The sequence below is a fragment of the Mycobacterium sp. IDUB_19 genome, from assembly GCF_055419445.1.
Map to the genome: position 1 here is coordinate 27,112 of NZ_JBVAXR010000024.1, position 14,480 is coordinate 41,591.

General features: G+C 64.2%; 16 protein-coding genes. 4 read left to right on the plus strand and 12 right to left on the minus strand.

The window, feature by feature from the left end; genetic code table 11:
• Window positions 1–3: 3 nt before the first annotated feature.
• The 6 genes from deoC to ACZY0B_RS18600 form a co-directional block, all read right to left on the minus strand.
• Entirely contained in the window at window positions 4–672 is a 669-nt protein-coding gene (gene deoC / locus ACZY0B_RS18575; protein WP_463765670.1) for a deoxyribose-phosphate aldolase, read from the minus strand.
• Window positions 669–1,106: a DUF2599 domain-containing protein gene (locus ACZY0B_RS18580; protein ID WP_463765671.1), complete on the minus strand. Its 438-nt coding sequence runs from the start codon at window positions 1,104–1,106 to the stop codon at window positions 669–671. The genes deoC and ACZY0B_RS18580 overlap by 4 nt, the downstream gene beginning before the upstream one ends.
• A gap of 4 nt (window positions 1,107–1,110) precedes the next feature.
• Window positions 1,111–1,398, minus strand: a complete 288-nt coding sequence (locus tag ACZY0B_RS18585; protein WP_463765672.1) for a DUF2516 family protein — start codon at window positions 1,396–1,398, stop codon at window positions 1,111–1,113.
• Window positions 1,399–1,470: 72 nt separating this feature from the next.
• Entirely contained in the window at window positions 1,471–2,079 is a 609-nt protein-coding gene (locus ACZY0B_RS18590; RefSeq protein ID WP_463765673.1) for a heparin-binding hemagglutinin, read from the minus strand.
• Window positions 2,080–2,381: 302 nt separating this feature from the next.
• A complete protein-coding gene (locus tag ACZY0B_RS18595) occupies window positions 2,382–2,789 on the minus strand; it encodes a helix-turn-helix domain-containing protein (RefSeq protein WP_463765674.1) in 408 nt (135 codons plus the stop codon).
• An 87-nt stretch (window positions 2,790–2,876) separates the two neighbouring features.
• On the minus strand, window positions 2,877–4,190 hold the full coding sequence (locus tag ACZY0B_RS18600) for a DUF445 domain-containing protein (RefSeq protein WP_463765675.1): 1,314 nt from the start codon (window positions 4,188–4,190) through the stop codon (window positions 2,877–2,879).
• Between the two features lie 202 nt (window positions 4,191–4,392).
• Here ACZY0B_RS18600 and ACZY0B_RS18605 point away from each other — a divergent pair, with 202 nt between their 5' ends.
• Together ACZY0B_RS18605 and pcaA are read left to right on the plus strand one after the other, a co-directional pair.
• Window positions 4,393–5,094 (plus strand): TetR/AcrR family transcriptional regulator, encoded by a 702-nt coding sequence (locus tag ACZY0B_RS18605; RefSeq protein ID WP_463765676.1) that lies wholly within the window; start codon window positions 4,393–4,395, stop codon window positions 5,092–5,094.
• A 180-nt stretch (window positions 5,095–5,274) separates the two neighbouring features.
• A complete protein-coding gene (pcaA, locus tag ACZY0B_RS18610; protein ID WP_463765677.1) occupies window positions 5,275–6,138 on the plus strand; it encodes a cyclopropane mycolic acid synthase PcaA in 864 nt (287 codons plus the stop codon).
• 49 nt (window positions 6,139–6,187) lie between these two features.
• On the opposite strand, the gene ACZY0B_RS18615 is transcribed toward pcaA, so the two are convergent.
• The 4 genes from ACZY0B_RS18615 to ACZY0B_RS18630 all read right to left on the minus strand — a co-directional run bounded on the left by ACZY0B_RS18615 (window position 6,188) and on the right by ACZY0B_RS18630 (window position 10,634).
• On the minus strand, window positions 6,188–7,048 hold the full coding sequence (locus ACZY0B_RS18615) for a cyclopropane mycolic acid synthase family methyltransferase (RefSeq protein WP_463765678.1): 861 nt from the start codon (window positions 7,046–7,048) through the stop codon (window positions 6,188–6,190).
• A 107-nt stretch (window positions 7,049–7,155) separates the two neighbouring features.
• Window positions 7,156–8,019 (minus strand): 3-hydroxybutyryl-CoA dehydrogenase, encoded by an 864-nt coding sequence (locus ACZY0B_RS18620; protein WP_463765679.1) that lies wholly within the window; start codon window positions 8,017–8,019, stop codon window positions 7,156–7,158.
• A gap of 272 nt (window positions 8,020–8,291) precedes the next feature.
• Entirely contained in the window at window positions 8,292–9,578 is a 1,287-nt protein-coding gene (gene aceA, locus ACZY0B_RS18625) for an isocitrate lyase (protein WP_463765680.1), read from the minus strand.
• Window positions 9,579–9,839: 261 nt separating this feature from the next.
• Entirely contained in the window at window positions 9,840–10,634 is a 795-nt protein-coding gene (locus ACZY0B_RS18630) for an acyl-ACP thioesterase domain-containing protein (protein ID WP_463765681.1), read from the minus strand.
• Window positions 10,635–10,796: 162 nt separating this feature from the next.
• Between ACZY0B_RS18630 and ramB the strand changes: the two genes are divergently transcribed.
• Window positions 10,797–12,212: an acetate metabolism transcriptional regulator RamB gene (ramB, locus tag ACZY0B_RS18635; RefSeq protein WP_463765682.1), complete on the plus strand. Its 1,416-nt coding sequence runs from the start codon at window positions 10,797–10,799 to the stop codon at window positions 12,210–12,212.
• Entirely contained in the window at window positions 12,209–12,787 is a 579-nt protein-coding gene (locus ACZY0B_RS18640; protein ID WP_463765683.1) for a carboxymuconolactone decarboxylase family protein, read from the plus strand. The genes ramB and ACZY0B_RS18640 overlap by 4 nt, the downstream gene beginning before the upstream one ends.
• A gap of 4 nt (window positions 12,788–12,791) precedes the next feature.
• Here ACZY0B_RS18640 and ACZY0B_RS18645 read toward each other — a convergent pair whose 3' ends face one another.
• On the minus strand, window positions 12,792–13,067 hold the full coding sequence (locus ACZY0B_RS18645; RefSeq protein WP_463765684.1) for a hypothetical protein: 276 nt from the start codon (window positions 13,065–13,067) through the stop codon (window positions 12,792–12,794).
• A gap of 8 nt (window positions 13,068–13,075) precedes the next feature.
• A complete protein-coding gene (gene lpdA / locus ACZY0B_RS18650) occupies window positions 13,076–14,473 on the minus strand; it encodes a dihydrolipoyl dehydrogenase (protein ID WP_463765685.1) in 1,398 nt (465 codons plus the stop codon).
• Window positions 14,474–14,480 lie beyond the last annotated feature (7 nt).

Consider the following 14,480-nt stretch of genomic DNA (forward strand, 5'->3'; position numbering starts at 1 on the left):
GTTCTAGCCGAGTCCGTCGAGGACCGCCCGGGTGCCGGATAGGCCGAGCCTGGTCGCACCGGCGTCCACCATCGCGAGCGCGTCGGCGGCGGTGCGGATTCCGCCGCTGGCTTTGACCCCGAGTCGACCGCCGACGGTCTCGGCCATCAGCGCGACCGCGCGCACCGATGCCCCGCCCGCGGGGTGAAACCCGGTCGAGGTTTTGACGAAGTCGGCGCCGGCCGCCTCGGCAACGCGACAGACCTCGGTCAGCGTGCGCCCATCCGAATCACCCAACAGCACAGCCGATTCCACGATCACCTTCAGCACGGCTTCGGGGACCGCGGCACGCACCGCGGCGATGTCGGAGCGCACCGCGCCCAGCTCTCCGGCCAACGCGGCGCCCACGTCGATGACCATGTCGACTTCGCTCGCACCGGATTCCACCGCGTGGGCGGCCTCCTGCGCCTTGACCGCCGACACGTGCTTGCCCGACGGGAAGCCCGCCACCGTCGCAACCCGCACGCTTCCGGCCGCCACGGCGACCTCCACCATCGACGGAGATACGCACACCGCATAGACACCCAGGTCGGCGGCTTCCGCCAGCAGCGCGACGACATCAGCGTGGGTGGCCTCGGGTTTGAGCAAGGTGTGGTCCACGAGCGCCGCCAGCTGCTCTCGATTCAGCGTCACGAGAACGGTTCTTCGGGACCGCCGGGATTGCAGCCGGAGGCGAACATCTCGGCGTCGTCGACGACGGGTCGCCACGGCTCGAGGTTCCAGCTGATCTTGCCGGGTTGCGCCATTTCGGCGAATTGCCAATGGCAGATGAATTGCGCACGCATGCCGGGGGTGTCGGCGTCCGCTGCCATCGTCAGCACCTCGGACCAGGCCTCGTCGGCCGCACCTGCCGTGCCGGGTTCTCGGGAGGCCAGCCGCCCGGATGGCGTGGGAAAGACCCGCAGGCTGGTCAGCCTTCCCCACTGCACCCATGCGGTGTGATCGACAAACGGCGGGGAGTACACCGGATTTGGCGCCTCGGCGCCAGGATCTGCGTACGCCGTTTCCGGGAATGAGCCCAGCAGGGCGACAACCGCCGCCGCAGGCGCGGCCAGCAGGGCCTTCATTACGTCAGCGCGACTTACCCTGAATTTCCAGGAGTTTGGGCCGCACATCGACCAGATACACGCCGGCCGCGCAGGCCGCAATCGCCATGCCGAGCACGCCGAACACGAAGCTCAGGATGGACGTCAGCGCAACGGCTAGGCCCAGGATCACCAGCCACACCGGCTTGGTCAGCTTTTCCGCGGCGGTGTAGGCGTCGGGCCGCTGCATCGCCGCGTGTACGAACGCATACACCGACATCACCAGGATGCCGATCTGCAAGACCAACATGACGGTACCCACGAGGTGGCTCACGACTTAAGGGTATGCGGGCAGCGTCGTAAACGTCGAATCCGAGTTGCCCCGAAGGGCAACCCGGAATCCGAACTACTTCTGGGTGACCTTCTTGGCCGCGCTCTTCTTGGCCGGAGCCTTCTTGGCCGGGGCCTTCTTCGCGGGAGCCTTCTTGGCCGGGGCCTTCTTCGCCACTGCCTTGCCGGCCGACTCGGCCTTTTTGGGCAGCTCGATGCCGACCAGCTTGGCCGCACGCTCACCGACCGCGCGAGTCTGCGTGGCCACGGTGCCCAGCGCCTCCTGGGTCAGCTCGACGGCCTGGTCGACGTAGCCCTCGGCGCGAGCCGTGGTCTCCTCGAACGGCCGCTGGCTGCGCAGCCGCTGCAGCGCGGCCTCGCCCCGCTCGACCAGCTCGTTGTAGCGGTTGGTCGCGGCGTCCAGGTAGCCCTCGGCAGCCTTACGCAGCTCCTCGGGGGTGAAACGCTCGCGCAGCTCGGTGAACTGCTCGGGCAGGTCCTCCTGCAGCTTGGCAATGCGAGCGCGGCTCTCCTCGACCCGGCTGCGGGTGTCGGTGCGGGTGTCTTCGGCCCGGTCACGCAGGCCGGAGATGAGCTCGTTCACGGTGGCCAGGGCCAGGTCTGCTGCACCCAAGGCCGCCAGCAACGGCGCCCGTAATTCTTCGATGTTCGTGTTTTCAGCCATGGTGTTTCCTTTCATGGTTGGTTGTAGTTCTCAACGTTTGGTGTGTGGTTTTGGAAGTCGGGGCAAGCGTCGGCTCCCCTGCCGAGGAGTAGTCAAGACCCGCGGATTGACATGGCACGCGGCTTGCCGGGAAACCTCCTGGTTGGTCGGGTCGGGTTGACGATCGAGTGGTTTGGGCGCGGGCACTACAGCGGGGAATCAGTCAGTCACTTCCCTTCTGGGTAACCCGGCGGCCGTTGGGATATACGTCACCAACTCGAACTCAGGCGATTTCGCAGCTGAGCGGGCCCGGCCGGGCTACTTCACTCGTGGCTATCGGGTTCGGGCGGACCCTCCTCATGGATCGGTTCGTTTTGCTGGGCAAATGAGGCGTAGATGTCGAGCAGAATTTGCTTCTGACGCTCCGTGATCGCCGTGTCGGTGATGAGCGCGTCGCGCACCTGGCTCTTATCGCTTGGCTCGAGAATCCCGGCCCGCACGTAGAGGACTTCGGCGGAGACCCGTAGCGCTTTGGCGATTTGACTGAGCACGTCGGCAGAGGGTTTGCGCAGTCCACGCTCGACCTGGCTCAGGTAGGGATTACTGACACCGGCCAGTTCGGCGAGTTGTCGCACCGAGACCTGGGCGAGCTCACGCTGGCTTCTGATGAAGCTGCCAATGTCGGAAGCCGCAGTCGACACCTTGGCCGAGAGCGTCTCCTCCGGTGGCATTGCGAGCTCCTTGGGTCCGATGGCCGACCTGGTCAGGTACCGAGCCTACGGACATGTGCTTGCATTTGCAAGCAGTAGTTAGCACCCCTAGAAAAACAGCTGTGCTATCGCGTAGATCGCCAGTCCCGCCAGCGACCCGACGACGGTGCCGTTGATCCGAATGAATTGCAGGTCACGGCCCACGTGCAGTTCGATCCGCCGACTCGCCTCCTCGGCATCCCAGCGCTCGATCGTGTCGGTGATGATCGCGGTGATCTCGATCCCGTACTGCGAGACCAGATGCTGCGCAGCCCGCACGATCCAACTGTCGACCTTGTCGCGCAGCTCGACGTCGTCGCGCAGGGACTCCCCGATGCGAACCACGGTGTCCGCGATGCGGGTGCGCAACGCACTGGACGGATCATCGACGCCCTCGAGCACCAACCGCTTCAGCGTCTTCCACGCCGTCGCGGCCGCGTTGGCGATCTCGTCGCGCGCCATCAGCTGCTCTTTGATCGTGTCGGCGCGCGCGATGGTGTCCGGGTCGTGCTGCAGATCGTCGGCGAATTCGAACAGGAAGCGGGTCGCCGAACGGCGCAATTCGTGGTCCGGGTTGCGCCGCACCTTGTCGGTGAAGTCCATCAGTTCGCGGTGGATGCGGTCGCCGACGAGATGGTCGACGAATCGTGGCGACCAGGTCGGTGAGTCACGCTCGACCACGCGCTGGATGATCTCGCCCGCGTTCAACGACCACTGAAAGGCCCGGTCGGCGAGCAGCTGGATGAGGGCTTCCTGTCGGTGCTCGGCGAGCAGCGTCGCCAGCACCCGGCCCACCGGCGGGCCCCACTGAGGTTCGGCGATACGCCGCACGATCATCCGGTCGATCACCTGCTGGACGTCCTCGTCACGCAGCAGCTCGACGAGCACGCGGAGCACCGTCGCGGCCTCGCCCGCCACCCGCTCGGCGTGCACCCTCTCCGAGAGCCACTTGCCGAGCCGACCGGGCACCTGGGCGTCGCGCAGCTTCGTCTCCACCACCGCCGGCGACAGGAAGTTCTCCCGCACAAAGGTTCCCAGGCCCTCGCCGAGCTGGTCCTTCTTCCGCTTGATGATCGCGGTGTGCGGGATCGGTATGCCCAGGGGGTGCTTGAACAGCGCGGTCACCGCGAACCAGTCCGCGAGCGCGCCCACCATGCCGGCCTCGGCGGCCGCGCCGACATAGCCGACCCAGGCGCCCATGCTGCCGTGCGCCTGCGCCCATCGGCAGGCCAGGAACACGCCGGTAGCCCCCACCAAGAAACTCAGTGCCACCAATTTCATCCGGCGCAGACCTACCCGCCGCTGCGCGTCCGCCTCCGGATCGGCTCCAGCGAATGATTCGGCGAGGGAGGTGTGGGGCCGCGCAGCCGGGGCAGACGGCATGGTTGGCTGCGGCCGCGCGGCGGCCGAGCCGGATGCCTCGGCTCCTGGTGAGGCTCTGTGTACCACCCCACCATCATGTATCGCGCGGGCCAGTTAGTGTTACTACACGGTTGCTAAAGGCCCTTCCTGAGGCGTCCGATCCGCCGAAACGACTCCCCAACGCCGTACTATCGGGGGCGTCTAGGGAATGGAATCGTCGACAGTGACAGAGCAAATCCCGGCTGTAATCGTTAAGACGGACGGTCGTAAGCGCCGCTGGCATCAGCACAAGGTGGAGCGCCGCAATGAGCTGGTTGACGGGACGATCGACGCCATTCGCCGGCTCGGCCGCTACCTGAGCATGGACGAGATCGCCGCGGAGATCGGCGTGTCCAAGACGGTTCTGTACCGCTACTTCGTCGACAAGAACGACCTGACGACCGCCGTGATGCGCCGGATCGCGCAGACCACGCTGATTCCGAACATGGCCGCGGCGCTGTCCTCCAATCTCGATGGCATCGACCTGACCCGCGCGGTTATCCGCGTCTACGTCGACACCGTGGCGAACGAACCCGAGCCCTACCGGTTCGTGATGGCGAACAGCTCGGCCAGCAAGAGCAAGGTGATCGCCGACTCCGAGCGAATCATCGCCCGCATGATCGCCGTGATGCTGCGCCGCCGCATGGAGCAGGCCGGGATGGACACCGGCGGCGCGGAGCCGTGGTCCTACCTGATCGTCGGCGGTGTGCAATTGGCCACTCACTCGTGGATGTCGAACCCGCGGATGACCAGGGACGAACTGATCGACTACCTGACCATGCTCAGCTGGAATGCACTGTGCGGAATTGTCGAAGTCGGCGGCTCACTGGAGAAGTTCCGCGAGGAACCGCATCCGTCGCCGATCGTGCCGCCACGAGAGCCCTAAACCGCCGCTGGCGTGCCGCTCGTTTTGTGCAACACACCCGTCTCGTGTGACCCTATGACTCGACCGCGTACACGACCTGTACCGGTTGAACCCCGATAGCATGCAGAGGGCATGCGCCGGAGGCGATGGGCGCCCTCCCCAATTCGTCCCCCTCCGGGATAAAGAAAGGCTCCTTTCGTTATGTCCGTGCAGCTCACGCCGCATTTCGGCAACGTACAGGCGCACTACGACCTGTCTGACGACTTCTTCCGGCTCTTTCTGGACCCGTCCCAGACCTACAGCTGCGCGTTCTTCGAGCGCGAGGACATGACCCTGGAAGAGGCGCAGCTCGCCAAGATCGACTTGTCGCTGTCCAAGTTGCGCCTCGAGCCCGGGATGACGCTGCTGGACGTCGGCTGCGGCTGGGGTGCCACCCTGCGGCGGGCCATCGAGAAATACGACGTCAACGTCGTGGGCCTGACGTTGTCGGAGAACCAGGCCGAGCACGTTCAGAAATCGTTCGATCAGCTGGAGACCAAGCGCACCCGTCGAGTGTTGCTGGAAGGCTGGGAGAAGTTCGACGAGCCGGTCGACCGGATCGTTTCGATCGGCGCATTCGAGCACTTCGGCCGCGCGCGATGGGCTCCCTTCTTCGAGATGGCGTATTCGGTGCTGCCGGCCGACGGCGTGATGATGCTGCACACCATCGTGCGCCCCGCATTCAAGGAAGCCAGGGCCAAGGGGCTGCCGTTGACCCACGAGGTCGTTCACTTCACGCAGTTCATCCTGGCCGAGATTTTCCCCGGCGGCTGGCTGCCCACGGCGGCGTTGGTGGAAGAGCACGCCTGCGGTGCCGGCTTTAAGCTCACCCGGACCCAGTCCTTGCAGCTGCACTACGCGCGGACCCTGGACATGTGGGCCGCCGCGCTGGAGGCCAACAGGGACAAGGCCATCGCGATCCAGTCGCAGAAGGTGTACGACCGCTACATGAAGTACCTGACCGGTTGCGCGAACCTGTTCCGCCAGGGCTACACCGACGTCGACCAGTTCACGCTGGAGAAGTAAACGAAAGCGGGCCGGACAAAAAGCCCGGCCCGCCTGTTATGTTCGCGCCCTACTTCACGAGGGTGAACTGCCCCACGTTGCTGATGCCCTTGATGAAGAAATCCTCGCACCCGGTCAAGTAGTGCATGTAGCGGTCATAGACCTCTTCGGACTGGATGGCGATGGCCTTGTCTTTGTTGGCCTCGAGATTGGCGGCCCAGATTTTCAGCGTTCGTGCATAGTGCTCGCGCAGCAACTGCACTCTTTCGACTGAGAAGCCGGCGTCCTGGCTGAATTTGAAAATATCTTCCTGCGCCGGCAACTGTCCGCCCGGGAAAATCTCCGTGCCGATGAATCGCGCGAATCGGATGTCGCGCATCGTGAGCTTGATGCCGAGTGCGGGCATCTGTTGCCATTGATACGTCAAAATCGTGTGCAGTAACATTCGGCCGTCGTCCGGAAGGACGTTGTAAGAACGGTCGAAGAACGCGGCGTAACGCTCCATCTTGAACGCTTCGAATGCGCCGATGGTGACGATCCGGTCGACCCGGTCCTCGAATTCCTCCCAGCCCTGCAGCCGCACCTCGACCGTGCGGTCGGTGGGGATCTTGGCCAGCCTGGCCTTGCTGTACTCAAACTGGTTGCGGCTCAGCGTGATTCCGATGACGTTGACGTCGAACTTCTCGACCGCCCGTTGCAGCGCGCCGCCCCAGCCGCAGCCGATGTCGAGCAACGTCATCCCGGGCTCGAGGTTCAGCTTGCCCAGCGCCAGGTCAAATTTGGCATTCGACGCTTCTTCGAGTGTCATGTCGTCGCGCTCGAAATAAGCGCACGTGTAACCCATCGTCGGGTCCAGGAACAATGCGAAAAACTCGTCAGAGACGTCGTAGATGGACTGCGACTCTTCGTAATACGGCCTGAGCTGCGTCATGAAAAATAGATACCTCTCGCTTTGGTGACCGCGAAAATGATACCCGACGTGTTCACATGCCTCTCACTATGTCAATGCGCAGGTCGGGAAAAGATTTGCAATCTGGCTCAGTACGCGTAGAAGCCCTGACCTGATTTCTTGCCCAACATGCCCGCCTCCACCATCCGGAGCAGCAGCGGCGGCGGACCGTAGTGCGGCTCCTTGAATTCCTCGTACATCTTGTCGGCGATCAGTTTCAGTGTGTCCAAGCCAACAAGATCCGACAGCCGCAGCGGGCCCATCGGGTGCGACAGGCCGGCAACGACCGCCTTATCCACGTCCTCGACGGTGGCGAATCCCGCCTCCACCATCCGGATGGCCGACAGCAGATAGGGCACCAAGAGGGCGTTCACCACGAATCCGGATCGGTCGGAACAGCGCACCACCTGCTTGCCCAGCACCGCGCTGGCAAAATCCTCGGTACGAGCGGCCGCGGCTTCGTCGGTGACCAGCGTGCTGACGAGTTCGACCAGCGGCAGCACCGGCACCGGGTTGAAGAAGTGCAGGCCCAACACCCGCTGGGGGTTCTTGGTGGCCGCAGCGATCTTCATGATCGGAATGCTCGAGGTGTTCGACGCGAGCACCGCGTCGGGATCGGTGATCACCTCGTCGAGTTTCGCGAAGACCTCGGCCTTGACGGCCTCGTCCTCGATGATCGCCTCGATCACCAACTGGCGGTCGCCAAGGTCCTTGAGGTTGGTCGTGAAGGTGAGCTGGCTCAGGGCGCGGTCACGCTCCCGCTCAGTTACCTTGCCCGCGCTGACGCCACGCTCCAGCGACTTCACTATCCGGTTCCGGCCCGCCGTGATCAGCGCCTCGGTGGTCTCGTACACCGTGACGGCGACGCCGGCGCGGACCGAGACTTCGGCGATTCCGGACCCCATCTGGCCGGCCCCGACGACCCCAACCCGCTGAATCCCTTTGTCGCTCACTGCGTTTCTCTCCAGTCGTATTGTCTTACACCGCAATAGGCCCCGCCCAGGATCGCCGGGCGGGGCCTATGCTACTTCAGCCGCGAGTTGCGCAGCTGGGCTCAGTGACTTCAGCCGTCGGTTTCACGTCGTCCTCGCGGGCTCACACCCGCTCGTCCTCAGTGACTCCAGCCGTCGGTTTCACATCGTCCTCGCGGGCTTACGCCCGCTCGTCCTCAGTGACTCCAGCCGTCGGTTTCACATCGTCCTCGCGGGCTTACGCCCGCTCGTCCTCAGTGAAACTGTCCCTCTTCGGTGGAGCCGGTCAGCGCGGTGGTCGACGACGTCGGGTCCACCGTGGTGGCGATGCGGTCGAAGTAACCGGCACCGACCTCGCGTTGGTGCTTGGTCGCGGTGTAGCCACGCTCTTCGGCGGCGAACTCGCGCTCCTGCAGCTCGACGTAGGCGCTCATCTGGTTGCGGGCGTAGCCGTAGGCCAGATCGAACATCGAGTAGTTCAGCGCGTGGAAGCCGGCCAGCGTAATGAACTGGAACTTGAATCCCATTGCGCCAAGCTCTTTTTGGAACTTCGCGATGGTCGAGTCGTCCAGGTGCTTGCGCCAGTTGAAGGAAGGCGAGCAGTTGTAGGCCAGCATCTGGTCGGGGAACTCGGACTTGACGCCCTCGGCGAACTTGGCCGCGAGCTCGAGGTCCGGGGTCCCGGTCTCCATCCAGATCAGGTCGGAATACGGCGCGTAGGCCTTGGCCCGCGCGATGCAGGGCTCGAGGCCGTTGCGGACGCGGTAGAAGCCTTCCTTGGTCCGGTCACCGGTGATGAACGGCTGGTCGCGCTCGTCGACGTCCGAGGTGATCAACGTGGCAGCCTCGGCGTCGGTGCGGGCGATCACGACCGTCGGCACACCGGCGACGTCGGCGGCCAGACGCGCCGAGGTCAGGGTGCGGATGTGCTGCTGAGTCGGGATCAGCACCTTGCCACCGAGGTGACCGCATTTCTTCTCCGAAGCGAGCTGATCTTCCCAGTGCGACCCCGCGACGCCTGCGGCGATCATCGCCTTCTGAAGCTCGTACACATTGAGAGCGCCACCGAAGCCGGCCTCGCCGTCGGCGACGATCGGCGCCAGCCAGTTCTCCACCGACCGGTCACCCTCGACCTTGGCGATCTCGTCGGCGCGCAGCAGCGCGTTGTTGATGCGACGGATGACCTGCGGCACCGAGTTGGCCGGGTACAGGCTCTGGTCGGGGTAGGTGTGGCCGGACAGGTTGGCGTCACCGGCGACCTGCCAACCGGACAGGTAGATGGCCTTCAGGCCGGCGCGCACCTGCTGCACGGCCATGTTGCCGGTCAGGGCGCCCAGAGCGTTGATGTACTCCAGGTCGTGCAGCTGCTCCCACAGCACCTCGGCGCCGCGGCGGGCCAGGGTGTGCTCCTCGACAACGCTGCCCTGCAGGGCCACGACATCCTGGGCGGTGTAGGTGCGGCTGGTGTCCTTCCAACGGGGGTTGGTGTCCCAGTCGTGTTGGATCTGCTCGGCGCTCTTCGGGGTGCCAACGACAGACATTGGGCTTACTCCTTACGGGTTACGGGTCAACATTTGTTAAGCCGTACCGCCTTCAGGCGGCAGCTTCACTGGTGCGCTAACACGACGATGGCACAGCCTGTTGATGCAGGTCCACCCATTTCAATTGCCAATTTAGGCCACGACGGGGCCCCGATTTAGCAAAGTTTGCGAAGGTGTACAGGAACTGAACCGTTTCAGAAGCTACCGGCCAGTAACTAGAATTCGCAGGTCAGCAGCTAATTTACCGGGACGCTTGTCCTGTTAGAGATTGAAGAGCGAAGCGACCGCTTTCGTCTCTTCGCCGACCGCATATGTGAGCGTTGTAACAGGGCGATCGGCCAGCCCGGGGCCGAATTGCTCGGTCGATCCGGCCGGATGGATGTGCGAAATGATCTCCAGCTTGTCGCCCAGCGCCACTGGCGCCTCGTGCTCGATGGTGATGCGCAGCGGTGCCCGCATGAGTTCCAGGTGCGACGCCAGGTAATCCTCGATGACGGACCAATACACGGAGTTGTTCATGTGGTCGAACAGGTCGATGTCGGTGACCCGGAGCGGAAACTCGTGAATCTCCGACGCATCGTCGCGGCTGCCGGGTTTCAAATAGCCCTTCCACCGCAGCCGATCGACGGACGTGGTCTTGTGCAGGCCCTCGAGGAAGTCGTCGGAGATGCGCGACGGCATCTGGGTTTCCCGGTTGATGTTGATCCAGAAGGCCTCGGATTCGATCAGGCCGCCCTTGCGACCGTCGACGCGAACCCGCATCTCACACCACCGGTTCGAGGTGCCCGAACACCACCGGCGACAGCGCAGCATGTCCTGGAACTCGATCGGACGCAGCATGTCGAGCATCGTGCGACGGACGATCCACAGCGGATGGGTCTCCTCGAAGCCCATCTCGCGAAGTTGGTCCTGCCCGACGTCCTGGATGTGCCGGCAGGCGGCGTCCAACCGCAACCGGCCGGTGTGGTCGATGTCGCCGACCCGAAGCGGCCATTCGCGGTCGAACACGTCGGGGTGACCGTCGGGCACCGGCATCATTGATTTGTCCAGGCTCACGACTTCGCTCCCCAATGACTTGCGTCCGTTGTCCCGGGGTGTACCCGAGACCCCGATGCGAATCATGCCAATGACGACGGACAAACACCAAACCTGACGAGGTCGGATGTTGGCTGCCAAGTCTGCAAACCCATCCTTTGCAGTGCAGGTAGGCTCCGTTAAATGTCCAAAACGTTTGTTGGCTCACGCGTTCGCCAGCTGCGCAACGAACGCGGGTTCTCTCAGGCCGCGCTGGCCCAGATGCTCGAGATCTCGCCGAGCTACCTCAACCAGATCGAGCACGACGTCCGCCCGCTGACGGTGGCCGTACTGCTGCGGATCAGCGAGGTATTCGGTGTGGACGCGACCTTCTTCGCCTCCCACGACGACACCCGCCTGGTCGCCGAGCTGCGCGAGGTGACCATGGATCGCGATCTGGACATCAACGTCGACCCGCCCGAGGTCGCCGACATGGTCAACGCCCATCCCGCCCTGGCCCGCGCGGTGGTCAACCTGCACCGGCGCTACCGAATCACCACCGCGCAGCTGGCCGCCGCCACCGAGGAGCGCTTCTTCGACGGCAGTGGCAGCGGATCGATCACCATGCCGCACGAAGAGGTGCGCGACTACTTCTACCAACGGCAGAACTACCTGCATGAGCTGGACACCGCCGCCGAAGACCTCACGGTTCACACCCGGCTGAACCACGGCGACCTGGCCCGCGAATTGACGCGGCGGCTCACCGAGGTGCACGGCGTACACATCAACAGGCGCATCGATCTCGGCGACACCGTGCTGCACCGCTTCGAGCCCAAGACCAAGACGCTGGAGATGAGCAACCACCTTTCGCTGGGCCAGCAGGTCTTCAAGATGGCCGCCGAATTGGCCTACCTCGAGTTCGGGGACCTGATCGACAGCATGGTCGCCGAGGGCAAATTCACCAGCGACGAATCCCACACGCTGGCCCGGCTCGGTCTGGCCAATTACTTCGCGGCCGCAGCGGTGCTGCCCTACCGCCAATTCCACGACGTCACAGAGAATTTCCGCTACGACGTCGAGCGCCTGTCGGCGTTCTACTCGGTCAGTTACGAGACCATCGCACACCGGCTCTCGACGATGCAACGACCGTCGATGCGGGGTGTGCCGTTCTCGTTCGTCCGGGTCGATCGCGCTGGCAACATGTCAAAACGCCAGTCCGCCACAGGTTTTCACTTCTCCTCCAGCGGCGGGACCTGCCCGCTCTGGAACGTCTACGAGACGTTTGCCAACCCGGGCAAGATCCTGGTTCAGATCGCCCAGATGCCCGACGGACGCAATTACATGTGGGTGGCCCGCACCGTGGAGCGCCGCGCTGCCCGGTATGGTCAGCCAGGTAAAACCTTCGCGATCGGGCTGGGCTGCGAGCTGCGGCACGCGCACCGGCTCGTCTACTCGGAAGGACTCGACTTGTCGGGAGAAGTTGCCACACCCATCGGCGCGGGTTGCCGTGTCTGCGAACGCGATAACTGTCCACAGCGAGCCTTCCCGGCTTTGGGCCGTGCACTCGATCTCGACGAGCACCGCAGCACGGTGTCTCCGTACCTCGTGAAGCAGCCATGAGCGACACGCAGGCCGGCCGCGTCGCCCGCATCCCGTCCACCACCAAGCTGCGCCGGCTGGGGCCGATCAACTGGGTGCTCGCAAAGGCGGCCGCACGCACGGTCTCCGCACCGGAGATGCATCTGTTCACCACGCTCGGTCAGCGCCAAGGGCTGTTCTGGGCTTGGTCCCTCTACGGCGGGCGGCTACTGCGCGGCCGGCTGCCCCGCGTGGACACCGAATTGGTGATCCTGCGCGTCGCGCATCTGCGTTCGAGCGAATACGAGCTGCAGCACCATCGGCGGATGGGACGCCAATACGGTCTGGACGCTCACGTGCAGGCGACGATATTCGCCTGGCCCGATGTTCCGGACGGCGAGGGCCCCCGGGTGATACTGAGCGCCCGCCAGCAGGCGCTGCTGAACGCGACGGATGAGCTGATCAAGAACCGGTCGATCAGCGAGGGCACCTGGCAGCAACTGGCGATGCACCTCGATCGGCGTCGTCTCATCGAATTTTGCTTGCTCGCAACGCAATACGACGGGTTGGCCGCGACGATAACCGCCCTGAACATCGAGTTGGACAACCCGAGGTAACGCCTCAGGCGTAGACGTCGGCGAGCACGGCCAGCGTCAGAATCACCGGCAGTATCGGCAAGTCGAACGCAAACGCGGCCCACAGATACTTGCCGCGCCGGCGTAGCCGCCAACCCCAAATCGCCGCGACGACTCCCAGCACCGCCGATCCCAGCAACACCAGTGGACCCCAGTTGCCCGCCGTCGCATTGTCGCCCGCGATCGAAATGGCAATCAGCCACAGCACATAACCGGTGGCCGCACCCCCGATGGCACCGATGATGGTCTCGCCTCGAATCATCGCCCGGCTCAGAAGTTGATCATGTGGCCGGTCAGGCCGTGGAAGCACTCCTGCAGCGCCTCGGACATGGTCGGGTGGGTGTGCACGTTGCGAGCCAGCTCGTTGGCGGTCAGGTCCCATTTCTGCGCCAGGGTGAGTTCGGGCAGCAGCTCGGACACGTCATGGCCGACCAGGTGCCCGCCCAACAGCTCGCCGTATTTGGCGTCGGCGATCAGCTTTACGAAGCCGCTGGGGTCGCCCACACCGTGCGCTTTCGCGTTGGCGGTGAACGGGAATTTGGCCACCACCACGTCGTAGCCTTCCTCCCGGGCTTGCTCCTCGGTCAGCCCGAAGCTGGCGACGTTCGGCTGGCAGAACGTCGCGCGCGGCAGCATACGATAGTCGCCGAGCGCCAAAGTCTCTGCGCCGGCGATGGTTTCGGCTGCGACCACACCCATCGCCTCGGCGACGTGGGCCAGCATCAGCTTCCCGGTGACGTCGCCGATCGCGTAGATATGGTCGACGTTGGTGCGCATGTAGTCGGTGATCCCAATGGCCCGGCGGTCGGTCAGCGCGACCCCGGCCTTGTCCAAGCCGAAGCCCTCGACGTTGGGCGCAAACCCGATGGCCTGCAACACCTTTTCGGCTTTGAGCTCTTCTGCCTTACCATCCTTGCTGATCGCCACCCGGACCACGGAGCCGTCGTCGGTGATGGACTCGACCTTCGTCCCGGTGAGGATCTTGACGCCCAGCTTCTTGAACTGCTTCTCGACCTCCTTGGACACCTCGGCGTCCTCGTTGGGCAGCGCGCGCGGCAAGAACTCGACTACGGTCACGTCGACGCCGTAGTTCTTCAGCACATAGCCGAACTCCATGCCGATCGCTCCGCAACCGGCGATGATGATCGACTCCGGCAGCTCCCGGGACAGGATCAGTTCCTCGTAGGTGACCACGTTCTCCGACAGGGACGTGCCGGGAACCAGGCGCGTGCTACTGCCGGTGGCGATGATGATGTTGTCGAACGTCACCGTTTCGGTGCCGCCGTCATTGAGCTCGACCTCGAGCGTGCGCGGATCCGTGAATCGGCCGTAGCCGTGGATCTCGGTGATCTTGTTCTTCTTCATCAGGAAGTGCACGCCGGCGACGCGGCCCTCGGCCACCTTGCGGCTGCGGTCGAACGCGGCCCCGTAATCGAAAGACGCCTCGCCACTGATCCCAAACGTCTTGGCCTCTTTGGTGAAGATGTGCGCGAGTTCGGCGTTGCGCAGCAGCGCCTTGGACGGGATGCAGCCGACGTTGAGGCAGACTCCACCCCAGTACTTCGGTTCGACGACCGCGGTGTTCAGGCCCAGCTGCGCGGCGCGAATAGCTGCGACATATCCGCCGGGACCAGCTCCAAGGACAACGACGTCATAGTGAGAAGTCACGAGCCCA